The sequence below is a fragment of the Streptomyces cynarae genome (assembly GCF_025642135.1).
In the GTDB taxonomy this organism is placed as follows: Bacteria; Actinomycetota; Actinomycetes; order Streptomycetales; family Streptomycetaceae; genus Streptomyces; species Streptomyces cynarae.
This window is the reverse complement of the sequence record NZ_CP106793.1, coordinates 7,723,914-7,736,844: the sequence shown is the minus strand read 5'-3', so window position 1 is coordinate 7,736,844 and position 12,931 is coordinate 7,723,914. Positions and strand designations below refer to the sequence as shown.

Here is a 12,931-nt window from a genome sequence, read left to right as displayed (position 1 = left end):
ATGACGGCCGCCGGCGACCAGATGTACGCACTGGTGGAGCGGATGTACCCGCTGTGCCGGAGCATCACCGGCGACGGTGTCCGCGCCACCCTGGACATCGTCGGCGAGTACATCCCGCTCCAGGTGCACGAGGTGCCGACCGGGACGCAGGTGCTCGACTGGACGGTGCCGCAGGAGTGGAACATCCGGGACGCGTACATCGCCGACCCCGCCGGCAACCGGGTCGTCGACTTCGCCGCGTCCAGCCTGCACGTGCTCGGCTACAGCGTGCCGGTGTCCAGGACCATGCCCCTGTCCGAGCTGCGCGGACACCTGCACACCCTGCCGGACCACCCGTCCTGGGTGCCGTACCGCACCAGCTACTACAAGCCGGAATGGGGGTTCTGCCTGGCCCAGGAGACGCTGGACGCGATGCCGGACGGCGAGTACGAGGTCCGCATCGACTCCACCCTCGCCGACGGCCACCTCACCTACGCCGAGCATGTGGTCCCCGGGCAGGTCCCCGACGAGGTGATCGTCTCCTGCCACGTGTGCCACCCTTCGCTGGCCAATGACAACCTGGCCGGCATCGCGGTGGCGACGTTCCTGGCCCGGGCGCTGGCGGAGGAAACGCCGTACTACACCTACCGGTTCCTCTTCGCGCCCGGCACCATCGGAGCGATCACCTGGCTGGCCCGCAACGCGGAGCGGGTGAATGGGGTATCCCCTGCTCTGGGGGCCCCTCCCTGCTCGAAGAGCTTGGGGGAGGAGCCGAGAGCTGGGGGAAGGGTCAAGCACGGCGTCGTGCTGGCCTGCGCCGGGGACCCGGGCCAGTTGACGTACAAGCAGAGCAGGCGCGGTGACGCGGAGATCGACCGGGTGATGCGGCACGTGCTGACCGCATCCGAACGGCCGCACCGCGTCAACGAGTTCACCCCGTACGGCTACGACGAGCGGCAGTTCTGCTCGCCCGGGTTCAATCTCGGGGTGGGCTCGCTCACCCGGACCCCGTACGCCGGTTACCCCGAGTACCACACCTCGGCGGACAACCTGGACTTCGTCTCGCCGGAGGCCATGGCGGACACCCTCGCGGTCTGCCGCGAGGCGTTCGCCGTCCTCGACCGCAACCGGCAGTACCTCAACCTCAGCCCCTACGGCGAACCGCAGCTGGGCCGACGCGGGTTGTACGACGCGCTCGGCGGCCGCAGCGACACCAAGCAGGCCCAGATGGCCATGCTATGGGTGCTCAACCTCTCCGACGGCGAGCACAGTCTGCTGGACGTCGCGGAGCGGTCCGGGCTGCCGTTCGACACCGTCGCCGCCGCGGCCGATGCCCTGCACGGCGCCGGGCTGATCAAGGCGTGACGCCGATGACCATCGAGGGGGAGAAGACGACCAGACCGGCCGGGTCCGCCAAGCGGGCCCTGGTCGGCCGGCTGTCCTGGGGGCTGGCCGACCAGGCGGCCTCCAGCATGTCCAACTTCGCTGTGGGCATCTACGTGGCCCGCTCGCTGGGGGTGACCGCGTTCGGCGTGTTCAGCCTGGCCTGGGTGACCTACGGTGTGGTGCTCAACGTCTCCCGCGGCCTTTCCACCGACCCGCTCGTGGTGCGCTTCAGCGGTGTGTCGGACGCGTCCTGGCGCGGGGCGGTGGCCCGGTCGACGGGTACCGCACTCGGCGTCGGCACCGCCATAGGTGCGGTGTGTCTGGTGGTCGGGCTCGGTCTCGGCGGCCGGTTGGGGCCCGCGTTCGCCTGCCTCGGCGTCATGATGCCGGGCCTGCTGCTGCAGGACGCCTGGCGGTTCGGGTTCTTCGCCGCCGGCAACGGACGGAAGGCGTTCGTCAACGACGTCGTGTGGGGTGTCGCGCTCGTCCCCGCCATGGTCGTCGCGGCCCATGTGGGCAGCGTGGCCGCTTTCGTGCTCGCCTGGGGCGCGTCCGCCGCCGTGGCCGCCGCGTACGGCTGCCTCCAGTCCGGCATCCGGCCCAGGATGGCCGAGGCGCGCGGGTGGCTTCGAGAACAGCGCGATCTCGGCTACCGGTACCTGGTCGAGAACGTCAGCCTCAGCGGTGCGAGCCAGCTGCGGGCGTACGGGCTCGGCGCGATCGTCGGGGTCGGCGCGGTGGGTGCGGTGCGGGGCGCCGAGCTCCTGATGGGCCCCTTCCTCGCCGTGTTGATGGGCCTGTCGCTGGTCACCGTGCCGGAGGCGGCACGCGTGCTGCGGCAGGCCCCGCACCGCCTCGGCCCGTTCTGCCTCCGGCTGGGCGGCGGGCAGGCCGTCGCCGCGCTCCTGTGGGGCGGGGCCCTGCTGCTGGTCCCGGACCGGCTGGGCGAACTCGTGCTCGGCGACGTCTGGCACTCCGCCTCGCAGCTCATCCTGGCGATCACCTTCAGCGTCGCGGGCGCGGGCCTCGGCACCGGCGCGGCGGCCGGTGCGCGCGCTCGGCGCGGCCCGGCGCAGCCTGCGCTGCCAGCTGTTCGCCTCCGCCTGCTATGTCGGCGGCGGGCTCGGCGGCGCTGCCGTGGCGGCACGGTCGGCTCGGCCTGGGGCGTCGCCGCCGCGACCGTCAGCGGCTCGGCCGTGTGGTGGCTGCAGCTGCGGTCCGCCCTCCGCGAGCGCCATCACGACTCCATTCCCGAAGTGAGGACCGCATGACCGACCGACCCAGGCTGAGCATCGGCCTGCCCGTCTACAACGGCGAGGAGTACCTGGCCGAGTCGCTCGACGCCCTGCTCGGTCAGACCTACGAGGACTTCGAGCTGGTCATCTCCGACAACGCCTCTACCGACGGGACCGAGAGCATCTGCCGCAAGTACGCCGCACAGGACTCCCGCATCCGGTACCTCCGGCTGCCCCGGAACGTCGGCGCCACGCCGAACCACAACTACGTGTTCACCCAGTGCCGCGGCGAACTGTTCAAGTGGGCCTCGCACGACGACCTGTACGCCCGCGACCTGCTGCGGCGCTGCGTCGAGGCGCTGGACGAGCGGCCGGACGTGATCCTCGCGCACGCCGACCAGGCGGTCATCGACGGCGACGGCCGGGTGAAGGTGCCGTACGAGTACACGCTCGCCACCGACTCACCGCACGCCCCGGAGCGGTTCCGCAGCATGCTGTTCGAGCCCGGCGGTGACGACTTCTACGGAGTGATCCGGGCCGACGCGCTGCGCCGGGTGAAGCCGATGGACAGCTACCACCACGCGGACCGCACGTTCGTCGCCGAGATCGCCCTGCACGGGCGCTTCCACCAGGTGCCGGAACTCCTGTACTTCCGCCGCGACCACCCCACTCGCGCCGAGCGGGCGAACCCTTCCAAGCGCGCCCGGTGCGTCAACCTGGACCCGCGCCGGGCGGGCCTGCTGCATCCGACGCCCCGGCTGCTCGCGGAGTACGTCTGGGGCTTCGCCTCGGCGATCCGGCGGGCCCCGTTGTCCGCGGCCGACCGGCGCGCGTGCTACCGCCACCTTGCCGCGTGGATGACCAGCCGGGTCCGGCCCGGCGCCGGTGAGCGGGTCGAGGACCGCGCCCCGGTCGACCCTGCCGCGCTCACCGTCTCCGTCGACGCCCTCGTCGCGGGCCGCGAAGGGCGGCGGGCATGAAGACGGCAACACGTGTGGGGGTGTTCGGCCTCCTCGGCTCCGGCAACCTCGGCAACGACGGGTCGCTCGAGGCCGTGCTCGGGTACCTGCGCGCCGAGCACCCGGAGGCGGTCGTGGACGTCCTGTGCGGCGGACCCGAGGCCGTCACGGCCCGGTTCGGGATCCCCGCCACGCGGCTGCACTGGAACCGCGCGGAGTACCGGACCGCGTCACGCGCGGGCGCGATCGCGTCGAAGGGCCTGGGCAAACTCGTCGACGTCTTCCGCACCGCCGCCTGGGTGCGCCGCCACGACGTGGTGATCGTGCCCGGCATGGGCGTCCTGGAGGCCACGCTCCCGCTGCGGCCGTGGGGCTTCCCGTACTCGCTGTTCCTGCTCTGCGCGAGCGGCCGGCTGCTCGGCACCCGGGTCGCGCTGGTCAGCGTCGGCGCCGCCGAGATCGGCAACCGGCCCACCCGGGCCCTGGTGCGCTGGTCGGCGCGGCTGGCCGCGTACCGGTCGTACCGGGACGCCCAGTCCCGTGACGCGATGCGGGCGATGGGCGTGGACACCGCGCGCGACGAGGTCTACCCCGACCTCGCGTTCTCCCTGCCGACGCCGCAGGCGAGCGCACCCTCGGACTCGCCGGGCACGGTCTGCGTCGGCGTCATGGACTTCCACGGCGGCAACGACGACCGCGCCCGGGCCGACGAGATACACCGGCGCTACCTCGACGGGACGATCCGTTTCGTCCGCGCGCTGGTCGAGGACGGCAGGCCCATCCGGCTGCTCACCGGCGACCAGTGCGATGTGGCGGTGGTCGACGCGATCCTCGACGCGGTGGACTCACCGCTGATCACCGCCGCCGAGCCGTCCTCACTGGCCGACCTGATGAAGGAGATGGCGGCCGCCGACACCGTGGTGGCGGTCCGCTACCACAACCTGATCTGCGCGCTGAAGACCGGCACGCCGGTGCTCGCACTCAGCTATGCGGCGAAGAGCGACGCGCTCATGGACCGGATGGGCCTTGGCGCGTACTGCCACCCGGCGCGCGAGGTCGACGCCGACCGGCTGCTCGAGCAGTTCCGGGCGTTGGAGAAGCGATCGGCCGAGCTGCGGCAGACCCTGACCGAGCGGAACCAGGCCGCCGCGCAGCAACTCGCCGACCAGTTCGCAGCGTTGACCGCGGCCATGTTCCCGACGACCGACCACACTCACACCCCCCGGAAGGCTTGATGAAAGCGACCGAAGTCCCGGAGATCGCCGGCGCGTACCTGTTCGAGCCCACGCCGTACGCCGACGAGCGCGGCTTCTTCTGCCGCACCTTCGACGCCGACGTGATCCGCTCGGTGGGTCTCGACCCGCACGCCTTCGTCCAGGACAGCGTCTCCCGCTCGGTCCGGGGCGTGCTGCGCGGCCTGCACCTGCGCTCCGGCGCCGGCGAGGCCAAGCTGGTGCGGTGCTCGTACGGGAAGGTCTTCGACGTCGTCGTGGACCTGCGCCCGGAGTCGGCGACGTACCTGGGCCGGGCCTTCTTCGAGCTGTCCGGCGAGACGCAGACGACCGTGTACATCCCGGCGGGGTGCGCGCACGGCTTCCAGGCGCTGACCGAAACCGCCGACACCTCGTACCGTATCGACCGCCCGCACGATCCGGCCGAGGACGTGACGATCGCCTTCGACGACCCGGAGCTCGCCATCCCCTGGCCGCTTCCGGTCACATCGATGTCCCAGCGGGACCGTGAGGCGCCGAGCCTCGCCGAGGTCCTGAAGCACAAGGAAGGGTGAAGTCGGCTTGGAAACCGAAGAGTTCGAACTGCCCCGGTCGCGGGCGGCGAACGAGCGGCTGCACACCCTCATCCCCGGGGGCGCGCACACCTACGCCAAGGGCGACGACCAGTACCCCGAGAACCTGGCCCCGGTCATCAGCCACGGGCACGGTGCCCACGTGTGGGACATCGACGGCAACCGCTACATCGAGTACGGCTCCGGCCTGCGGTCGGTCAGCCTCGGCCACGCCCACCCGCGCGTGCTCGAGGCGGTGCGGCGGGAACTCGACCGTGGCAGCAACTTCGTCCGGCCGTCCATCGTGGAGGTCGAGGCCGCGGAACGCTTCCTGGCCACGGTGCCGACCGCCGAGATGGTGAAGTTCGCGAAGAACGGCTCCGACGTCACCACCGCCGCGGTGCGTCTCGCCCGCGCCGTCACCGGGCGTCCGCGGGTGGCCATCTGCGCCGACCAACCGTTCTTCTCCGTCGACGACTGGTTCATCGGCACCACGCCGATGTCCGCCGGCATTCCGGCGGCGACCACCGAGCTGACCGTGGCGTTCCCGTACGGGGACCTGGCCGCCACGGAGGAGTTGCTCACCCGCTACGAGGGCGAGGTCGCCTGCCTGATCCTCGAACCCGCCTCCCACACCGAGCCTTCCCCGAGCTCTCAACTTCGTTCGATCAGGGGAGGCCCCACTCCCGGGTACCTCGCCGGACTGCGCGAGCTGGCCGACCGGCACGGCTGCGTCCTGATCTTCGACGAGATGATCACCGGCTTCCGCTGGTCCGAGGCGGGCGCTCAGGGTCTGTACGGCGTCGTCCCCGACCTGTCCACGTTCGGCAAGGCGCTGGGCAACGGGTTCGCCGTCTCCGCGCTGGCCGGGCGCCGCGATCTGATGGAGCGGGGCGGGCTGCGTCACTCGGGCGACCGGGTGTTCCTGCTGTCCACCACGCACGGTGCGGAAACGCACTCCCTGGCAGCCGCGATGGCGGTGCAGGCCACCTACGTCGAGGAGGGCATCACGGCGCGGCTGCACGCCCTGGGCGAGCGGTTGGCCGCCGGTGTCCGCGACGCCGCGGCCGGCATGGGCGTCGACGACCACATCGTCGTCCGGGGCCGGGCCAGCAACCTGGTCTTCGCCACCCTCGACGAGAAGGGGCAGCCGTCGCAGCCGTACCGCACCCTGTTCCTGCGCCGACTCCTCGCGGGCGGGGTGCTGGCCCCGTCGTTCGTGGTGAGCAGCGCGCTCAGCGAGGCCGACATCGATCACACCGTCGACGTGGTGGCACAGGCATGTGCGGTGTACCGGAAGGCCCTGGACGCCGGTGACCCCACCCCCTGGCTGGCCGGACGACCGGTGAAACCGGTGTTCCGCCGCCTGGCGTGACGTCAGCGACGCTCCAGCCGACCGGCGTCGGCCGTGCGACCGGCCCGCCGGTCGGCCGTACGGTCGACCAGCCATGCGGTCGCCGGCACCACGACCAGCGCGGTGCACCAGCCGCCGAGGACGTCGGTCGGGTAGTGCGCGCCCAGGGCGACCTGCGCCCACCCCATCGCGGCGCCGCCACCAGCGCCGCAGCGAGCACGAGTGACGTGCCGCCGCCTTGCCGAGGCCGAGCCGGCCGGTCGCGGGCAGCGCCGCCGTGAGGGCGAGCGCGGTGAAGAAGGCGGTGTGCCCGCTCGGGTAGGACAGATTGTCGGCGCCGTGGATGGTCCGTCCCACCACGTGCTTGAGCAGCGTCGCCGTCCCCACGGTCATGCCGACGCCGACAACGACGAGAACCGCGGCACGAGGACGCCGAAGCAGCAGGCACCCCGCCACAGCGGCCACGATCACCATCGTCGATCCGGCGGGCTCCCCCAAGAAGTCCAGGGTCAGAGCCGCATACCGCCACGGCGGCCGCACACTGTCCGCGGTCGGCTGGATGATCCACCGGTCCTCCCTGCCGGGCTCGCTGTGACCGGCGTACAGGACCCCGAGCGCGGCGACCACCAGCGCGGCGAGGACCGCGACCGGCCCGAGCCACGCGCGCAGCGACCTGGGCAGCACCGCCGGCGCCGACCGGCCGGTCACGCGCCCACCTCGTCCGGTCGACCTTCGGTGCTTTGCTCCGGGCCCTCTTGAAGACTGCCCGGCCCGCTTTCGGTGACCTTCCTCGCGCCGACGGCCAACCGGCCGCCCACCTGGTGGTGCGCGCCGCGACCCCCTACGTGGCGGCGGTCGAGCCGAACACCCCGCTCATGACCGAGACGGGGCAAACCCCGCACACCGTCGCAGACCATCCGGCAGATGCGACACACCTCCCCCTCACGTCGGCGCCGTTGGCGCCATGTCACCCGCCGCTACCGCGATGCCGCGCCCGGAATCAGTCGCTGCCTGCCCACCTGCCCAGCACTGCGGTCGCGGCAAACGGCCGTCGGACGGTCCGTGTGTCAACACTCTGGCACAGCGTCCGCCGTCTTGACTTCAGGACGCCTCAACGCGGGGCTTCAGACGCCACCGATCCGCCGGACGATCCGCTCCCCCATACGTCGGCGCACTGCAAGGCCTGGCGGGCCTATCCTCGACTCCACCTTCTGGCTGGACTTGCCGTTGCAGGGCCACAGGATGAGCTGGGTTCCCGGGGCGGTGCCGTCACCGGCCGCGGCGAGGCAATTGCCGAGGACGCGGAGTTCGCCCGCGTCGGTCGCCGCGATCTGCTGGTCCTGGTTCCCGGAGCAGTCCCGGATCTGGCCCACTTCTCCGAAGGACTGCCGGAGATCGAACCGGCCTTCCTCGAGGCCGGCCTGTCCTCCCTGCTACGGGTCGCGCCCCATGGCACATGGGTGCCGCTGACCCCCTGGACCCTCCGCGCCAGCCGGACTTGGCCGCGCGGTCGGCCGGCGTCAGGCGCTGAGTGCGGTGCGGAGGGTGCCGGCCATCAGATCGATGGCCTGTTTCCCGGCCGCGACCGGGCCGGTGTGGGTGAAGTAGTGGTCGACGCCCTCGAAGACACGGTGGGTGACCGGTACGCCGGCGGCCTCCAGGGCCTTGGCGTAGGCGTCACCCTCGTCGCGCAGGCGGTCGTTCTCCGCGGTGATGACCAGGGCGGGAGGCAGTCCGGCGAGGTCGTCGGCCAGTCCGGGCGAGACGAGCGGATGGGCACGGTCGGCGGGGTTCGGGACGTAGGCGGCGGTGAAGATCCGCATGAGCTGAGGGCTGAGAAGCGGCTTGGCGATCAGGGACTGCCTGGTGGCGGGATCGGGCTCGTCCTCGTCGCGCAATGGGCAGACAGGAGCCGGCCCGCCGCATGCGGAGGGCACGCGGCGGGCTGCGGCGACCTGCCTGTCTCATCCGGGCCGGGTGGAGCCCCAAGTCCCGAACCACAGACGCCCGCTGTGGGCCTGGGCGGACGCGCCGGTCAGCAGCCGCCGCAGTTGTAGTAGAGGACGTCCCAGTGGCTGCCCTCGTCGGTGTAGACGTTCCCGGAACCGGACGTCCACATCGGGTAACCGTCGCCGCGCAGGCCGGAATAGCTGAAGTAGGTCTTGATGTAGTTGCCGATGCAGGTGTACTTGCTGTAGTCGAGCTTGTAGCCGTTCCAGTGCGAGTACGTGCCGCTGGCGTGGCCGGTCTCGGTGCCGCCGGTGATGTTGAGCGCGCAGCCGCTGGCCTTCTTCAGGGTGACGGCGCCCTGAGCGGTGGCGAGGTTGAGCTGCTCGAACGACGTGCAGGTGGAGTTGTAGCGGTTCGTGCAGTTGCCGGAAGAGGACCAGGTGATGCCGGCGCTGCGGAACATGCTCTCCGCCTGGGCCTGGGTCAGCTTGGTGACGGCGTACGCGTTGTCCGACGAGGCCAGGCCCACTCCGGGCGCGAAGAGCACCGTCAGGACGAGGGCCAGGATGCCGGCCACGACCCGGGCGCGCGGTCGCTGCCGAAGGCGGAACTGGGCGGCGGGACTGCTCATTCGGATTCCTCCTGCTGATGCCGACGAGGGTGTGCAGGTGGCGCAGAAGGGAGTGTGGCGGAGGCTACACGCGTCCACCAGTAGGCATACGTGTACGCGTCAAGAGGTGGACGGCCCGGCCACGGGCCGCTCGGGAAGAGCCGAGCGGCCCGGCTGCACGGACGGCGAGGCCGTCCGCTGACGGGCCCCACGGGGGGCTGACCGGGGACCTTCACCAAGGGCGGTTATTGTGACGGCCGAATCGAAGGTGGACCGAGCTGGCGGAGGGCACACAGTGTCGGACAAGGGGCGGCTCGTCGCCGGCCGGTACCGGCTCACCGAGCGGATCGGGCGTGGCGGCATGGGCACCGTGTGGCGCGCCGAGGACGAGGTCCTGGGCCGCCAGGTCGCGCTCAAGCAGCTGCACGAGCCGCCCCACCTGTCGCCCGACGAGGTCGCGACCCTGTACGAGCGCACCCGCCGCGAGGCCCGCAGCGCGGCCCGGGTCGTTCACCCCAACGTGGTCGTCGTCCATGACGTCGTGGAGGACGACGGCCGGCCCTGCATCGTCATGGAGTACGTTCCCGCGCTCACGCTCGGCGAGCTGCTCGGGGACGGCCGTACGGTCCCGGCCGAGGAGGCCGCCCGCATCGGCCTGGGCATGATCGCCGCCCTGAGGGCCGCGCACGCGGCCGGTGTGCTGCACCGCGACGTCAAGCCGGGCAATGTCCTGCTCGGTACCGAGGGTCGGGTGGTCCTCACCGACTTCGGGATCGCGACGACGGTCGGCACCTCGACGCTGACGAGGACCGGCGAGATGGTCGGGTCCATCGACTTCATGGCCCCGGAGCGGATCCGCGGGAAGAAGCCCGGCCCGGCGTCCGACCTGTGGTCGCTGGGCGCGACGCTGTACCAGGCGGTGGAGGGACGGCCGCCGTTCCGCCGCGACACCGCGGTGGAGACGGCGTACGCCATCGCCGTGGACCCCTTGGAGCCCATGAAGCACGCCGGGGCCCTGGAACCGCTGATCCAGTCCCTGCTGTACAAGGAGCCCGGCGAACGGCCCTCGGCGGAACAGACGGAGAGGGCGCTGCGCACCGCCTTGTCCGGGGCGCCGACCGAGGTACTTGCGGCGGCGCCGAAGGAGAGGCACCCGGGGAGCACGGCTGCCGTCGCCGCCTCGACCGGCGGCCACGAGCACGACACGGAGCCGGAGGCGGGGACGGCCTCCACCGGGGCGGCGGAGTCCACCCGGGCCGGCAGCCGTGAGCGGTCCCGGGGCCGTGAGCGGTCCGGGGGCCGGAGAGGCAAAGTTCTCGCGTCCGTGGCGGTGGCCGTCGCGGCGGTGGGTGCGGCCACGCTCTACGCGACCTCGCAGCAGTCGCAGCACACTGCGCACGCGCCCGACGCCCGGAAGACCCGCCGCGCCACCACGGCAAACGATGCCCCGTCGCCCGTGCCCGCCGGCTACCACCAGGTCAGGGACGAACGGCTCGGCGTCTCTCTCCCCATTCCGGACGGCTGGAAGGCCGGCCCGCACACCGGTGACGAGGTCACCTACACCGACCCGACGGGTCTGGCCGGCATCACGATCGGCACGGTGGACCCCGCGGGGGCCAACCCCGAAGCGCACTTCCTGGACATCGAGACGAACACGAAGGCCAACTACCCGACATACCGGAGGCTGCGTATGCAGCAGACGACGTTCCGCGGGGAACCTGCGGCCGTGTGGGAGTTCACCTTCAAGGGCCGCGTCCGCGCTTTCCGCGCCGTCGATCTGGGTTACGGCCGTGAAGGCGGCCGGGAGTACGACATCTACCTCTCGGCTCCGGACGCGAAGTGGGACGCCTACCGACCCGTCTTCGACCACGCTCGAGACGGATTCACCGCCACCGGTTCCTGAATCCGCGGCCGGCCAGTGAGTGCGAGACGGTTCAGGGCGTCGCCACGACCGCCGTGGAAGGCGCGAACAACGCCAGCTGATCCGTGATCCACGGATCGAGCACAGCCAGCTGGTCGGCGATCCACGGGTCGAGGGTACGACCATCCGTCCGGCGCTCACCGACATGCCGGTGGCCTTCGCTCCGGTCCCGGGATCCGCCGTGGACGGCGACGGCCTTCGGATCTGCCTTCCAATCCTGGGCGGCAACCGTCCTGACGGTGGAGTGACCGTCCGCCTGGGGGGTGGCCGCGGCAGCCGGTCCGCCGACGGCGAGGAGAGCGCTTCCGACGAATATCGCGGAAACACCTCCGGTCCCGATACGCCGTATGAGCTTTCCCATGGTCTTCTCTCCTTGCACAGTCCGCTGGTCTGCGACTGCAAACGATGAAATGCCGGGTTTCGGCGTCACCCAAGCTACGCACTCTCACGTAGTTGAACAATAAACGATCTGGTGAAACACATCACCGGAATCACGGGGAATAGGAAGCGGGGCCGGCCTTGCGATCGCCGGCTTGGGGGCGAAAAGCGCCGGTCGATACCGCACAGGCGGGTGAATCCGCGGGCTCGGGATACCCGACGGGTATGGCTCGGCTACCGAAGTTGCGACACAGGGGTCATGCCGATCGTGGCGAAGAGCGGTTCGGGCCGGGGCCCGAGGTGGAGCGGCGGGCGCCGGACGCGCCGACGAAACTGCCCAGGCGGTCGTGGGGCGCGGTGCTGAAGGGCTCGCTGCGGGAGTTCAAGGACGACGAGCTGACCGACCGGGCGGCGGCCTTGACCTATTACGGGGTGCTCTCACTGTTCCCGGCGCTTCTGGTGCTGGTGTCGATGCTGAGCCTGACCGGCAAATCGACCACCAACCAGGTGCTGGCCAATGTCAAACAGTTCGCCCCCGGCTCGGCACGCGACATCCTCACGAGGGCGGTGCAGCAACTACAGGGCAACACCGGCACCGGCTCGGTGATGGCGATCGTCGGTGTGGTGCTGGCGGTGTGGTCGGCGTCCGGCTATGTGGCCGCCTTCATCCGTGCGGCGAACGCCGTCTACGACGTGCCCGAGGGCCGCCCGGCGTGGAAGGTCCTCCCGGTGCGAGTGGGGGTGACGGTGGTGCTGCTGGTGCTGGCCGTGATCAGCGCCCTGATCGTGGTGTTCACCGGTGGTCTGGCCCGCCAGGCGGGGGCCGCGCTCGGCATCGGTGGCACCGCGCTGACGGCGTGGTCGATCGCCAAGTGGCCCGTGCTCGTCCTGCTGGTCACGCTGATGATCGCCATCCTGTACTGGGCGAGTCCGAACGTGCGGGTGACCGGATGGCGGTGGCTCACCCCGGGCAGCTTCCTGGCCTTGGTGATCTGGATGATCGCCTCGGCCGGGTTCGCGTTCTACGTGGCCGGCTTCGCCTCCTACAACAAGACCTACGGCACGATGGCAGGGGTGATCGTCTTCCTGGTCTGGTTGTGGATCACCAACCTTGCGATCTTGCTGGGCCTGGAGTTCGACGCGGAGGTCGCACGGCAGCGGGCCGTCGCGGGCGGCTACCCGCCCGAGGCGGAGCCCTACGCCCGGCCTCGTGACACCCGGAAGTGGGACGAGGAGGACCGGCGCCGCCTGGAGGGGTCCTGAGCCTCGCGCAACCGCGGGCGTGTGCACGCCGACACCGTCCACTCCGTCGGCGTGCACCTCGCCGGGCCGGGCCGGCGAACCCCCGTGCGGCTTGCCTGTCGTGCCCGCCCTCG

The 12,931-nt window shown here is 71.4% G+C and carries 11 protein-coding genes and 2 pseudogenes; 8 read left to right on the top strand and 5 right to left on the bottom strand.

All coding sequences use genetic code 11. The features are described from left to right. The 6 genes and pseudogenes from N8I84_RS34870 (at position 1) to N8I84_RS34845 (ending at position 6,717) form a co-directional block, all read left to right on the top strand. Entirely contained in the window at positions 1–1,344 is a 1,344-nt protein-coding gene (locus tag N8I84_RS34870) for a DUF4910 domain-containing protein (RefSeq protein ID WP_263234984.1), read from the top strand. Positions 1,345–1,349: 5 nt separating this feature from the next. Continuing rightward, positions 1,350–2,636 (top strand): annotated as a pseudogene (locus tag N8I84_RS34865) (hypothetical protein). Beyond that, positions 2,633–3,580, top strand: a complete 948-nt coding sequence (locus tag N8I84_RS34860) for a glycosyltransferase family 2 protein (RefSeq protein WP_263233458.1) — start codon at positions 2,633–2,635, stop codon at positions 3,578–3,580. The pseudogene N8I84_RS34865 and the gene N8I84_RS34860 overlap by 4 nt, the downstream one beginning before the upstream one ends. Then, on the top strand, positions 3,577–4,794 hold the full coding sequence (locus N8I84_RS34855; RefSeq protein WP_263233457.1) for a polysaccharide pyruvyl transferase family protein: 1,218 nt from the start codon (positions 3,577–3,579) through the stop codon (positions 4,792–4,794). The genes N8I84_RS34860 and N8I84_RS34855 overlap by 4 nt, the downstream gene beginning before the upstream one ends. After that, entirely contained in the window at positions 4,794–5,345 is a 552-nt protein-coding gene (locus tag N8I84_RS34850) for a dTDP-4-dehydrorhamnose 3,5-epimerase family protein (RefSeq protein WP_263233456.1), read from the top strand. Before N8I84_RS34855 ends, N8I84_RS34850 begins: the two co-directional genes overlap by 1 nt. A 7-nt stretch (positions 5,346–5,352) precedes the next feature. Further along, complete coding sequence (locus N8I84_RS34845) at positions 5,353–6,717, top strand: glutamate-1-semialdehyde 2,1-aminomutase (RefSeq protein ID WP_263233455.1); 1,365 nt, start codon at positions 5,353–5,355, stop codon at positions 6,715–6,717. A gap of 2 nt (positions 6,718–6,719) precedes the next feature. Here the strand turns inward: N8I84_RS34845 and N8I84_RS34840 are convergent. The 4 genes and pseudogenes from N8I84_RS34840 to N8I84_RS34825 form a co-directional block, all read right to left on the bottom strand. After that, a pseudogene (locus N8I84_RS34840) lies at positions 6,720–7,404 on the bottom strand (phosphatase PAP2 family protein). Positions 7,405–7,820: 416 nt separating this feature from the next. Then, positions 7,821–8,069: a ricin-type beta-trefoil lectin domain protein gene (locus N8I84_RS34835; RefSeq protein WP_263233454.1), complete on the bottom strand. Its 249-nt coding sequence runs from the start codon at positions 8,067–8,069 to the stop codon at positions 7,821–7,823. Positions 8,070–8,216: 147 nt separating this feature from the next. Further along, positions 8,217–8,633: an alpha/beta hydrolase gene (locus N8I84_RS34830; protein WP_263233453.1), complete on the bottom strand. Its 417-nt coding sequence runs from the start codon at positions 8,631–8,633 to the stop codon at positions 8,217–8,219. A gap of 98 nt (positions 8,634–8,731) precedes the next feature. Further along, positions 8,732–9,277, bottom strand: a complete 546-nt coding sequence (locus N8I84_RS34825; RefSeq protein ID WP_263233452.1) for a hypothetical protein — start codon at positions 9,275–9,277, stop codon at positions 8,732–8,734. 274 nt (positions 9,278–9,551) lie between these two features. On the opposite strand from N8I84_RS34825, the gene N8I84_RS34820 reads away from it, so the two are divergent. After that, a complete protein-coding gene (locus N8I84_RS34820; RefSeq protein ID WP_263233451.1) occupies positions 9,552–11,159 on the top strand; it encodes a serine/threonine-protein kinase in 1,608 nt (535 codons plus the stop codon). A gap of 31 nt (positions 11,160–11,190) precedes the next feature. Here the strand turns inward: N8I84_RS34820 and N8I84_RS34815 are convergent, their stop codons facing one another. Beyond that, a complete protein-coding gene (locus N8I84_RS34815; protein WP_263233450.1) occupies positions 11,191–11,538 on the bottom strand; it encodes a hypothetical protein in 348 nt (115 codons plus the stop codon). 242 nt (positions 11,539–11,780) lie between these two features. Here N8I84_RS34815 and N8I84_RS34810 point away from each other — a divergent pair, with 242 nt between their 5' ends. Further along, positions 11,781–12,818: a YihY/virulence factor BrkB family protein gene (locus N8I84_RS34810; protein ID WP_263233449.1), complete on the top strand. Its 1,038-nt coding sequence runs from the start codon at positions 11,781–11,783 to the stop codon at positions 12,816–12,818. The last annotated feature ends 113 nt before the right edge of the window (positions 12,819–12,931 follow it).

Excerpts from the sequence above, each read along its gene's own strand:
- N8I84_RS34870 (WP_263234984.1), top strand. The coding sequence starts at position 1 with ATGACGGCCGCCGGCGACCAGATGTACGCACTGGTGGAGCGGATGTAC.
- N8I84_RS34860 (WP_263233458.1), top strand. The coding sequence starts at position 2,633 with ATGACCGACCGACCCAGGCTGAGCATCGGCCTGCCCGTCTACAACGGC.
- N8I84_RS34855 (WP_263233457.1), top strand. The coding sequence starts at position 3,577 with ATGAAGACGGCAACACGTGTGGGGGTGTTCGGCCTCCTCGGCTCCGGC.
- N8I84_RS34850 (WP_263233456.1), top strand. The coding sequence starts at position 4,794 with ATGAAAGCGACCGAAGTCCCGGAGATCGCCGGCGCGTACCTGTTCGAG.
- N8I84_RS34825 (WP_263233452.1), bottom strand. The coding sequence starts at position 9,277 with ATGAGCAGTCCCGCCGCCCAGTTCCGCCTTCGGCAGCGACCGCGCGCC.
- N8I84_RS34815 (WP_263233450.1), bottom strand. The coding sequence starts at position 11,538 with ATGGGAAAGCTCATACGGCGTATCGGGACCGGAGGTGTTTCCGCGATA.
- N8I84_RS34810 (WP_263233449.1), top strand. The coding sequence starts at position 11,781 with ATGGCTCGGCTACCGAAGTTGCGACACAGGGGTCATGCCGATCGTGGC.